Annotated in this window: 1 protein-coding gene; it reads right to left on the bottom strand. The window is 69.1% G+C overall.

Translation table 11 applies throughout. The features are described from left to right. Positions 1-4: 4 nt before the first annotated feature. On the bottom strand, positions 5-1,165 hold a 1,161-nt coding region (gene trkA, locus MKP05_RS21135; protein WP_240570119.1), incomplete at its 5' end, for a Trk system potassium transporter TrkA.

Raw genomic sequence — 1,165 nt, 5'->3', positions numbered from 1 at the left:
GCCATCAGAAGAAGGTCAGGCCGACCTGGAACAGCCGCTCCACGTCGCGCAGGCGGCGCTTGTCGATCACGAACAGGATCACGTGGTCGCCGGACTCCACCACCACGTCGTCGTGGGCGATCAGCACCTCCTTGCCGCGCACGATGGCGCCGATGGTGGTGCCCCGCGGCAGGTCGATCTCGCCGATGGCGCGGCCCACCACCTTCGACGATTGGGTGTCGCCGTGGGCGATGGCCTCGATCGCCTCGGCGGCGCCGCGCCGCAGCGAGTGGACGTTGACGATGTCGCCGCGCCGCACATGGGTCAGCAGGCTGCCGATGGTGGCCTGCTGCGGCGAGATGGCGATGTCGATCTCGCCACCCTGCACCAGGTCGACGTAGGCGGCGTTGTTGATCAGCGTCAGCACCTTCTTGGCGCCCATGCGCTTGGCCAGCATCGACGACATGATGTTGACCTCGTCGTCGTTGGTCAGCGCGCAGAAGATGTCGCACTCCTCGATGTTCTCCTCCTCCAGCAGCCGCTTGCTGGTGGCGCTGCCGTGCAGCACCACGGTGCGGTCGAGGCGCTCGGAGAGCTGGGTGCAGCGCTCCAGGCCGTGCTCGATGATCTTGACCTGGTGGCTGTGCTCGAGGTGCTCGGCGAGCCGTTCGCCGATGTTGCCGCCGCCGGCGATCATCACCCGGCGGAAGTCGCGGTCGAGGCGCCGCAGCTCGCTCATCACCGCGCGGATGTCGCGCCGCGCGGCGATGAAGAACACCTCGTCGTCGGCCTCGATCACGGTGTCGCCGCGCGGGATGATCGGTCGGTTGCGGCGGTAGATGGCCGCCACCCGGGTGTCGACGCTGGGCATGTGGCGGCGCAGGAAGCCGAGGTCCTGGCCGACCAGCGGGCCGCCGTAGATCGCCTTCACCGCGACCAGCTGGGCCAGGCCGCCGGCGAACTCCAGCACCTGCAGCGCACCGGGGTGCTCGATCAGCCGGCGGATATGGTCGGTGACCACCTGCTCGGGGCTGATCAGCACGTCGATGGGCACCGCCTCGTGGGCGAACAGCCCCTTGCGGGTCAGGTAGGCGGTGGCGCGCACCCGGGCGATCTTGGTCGGGGTGCGGAACAGGGTGTGGGCGACCTGGCAGGCGATCATGTTGACCTCGTCGGCGCTGGTCAC

Source organism: Halomonas flagellata, assembly GCF_022487945.1.
Classification (GTDB): Bacteria; Pseudomonadota; Gammaproteobacteria; order Pseudomonadales; family Halomonadaceae; genus Halomonas; species Halomonas flagellata.
The sequence above is the reverse complement of the archived record's forward strand: the minus strand, read 5'-3'. Positions and strand labels throughout refer to the sequence as shown.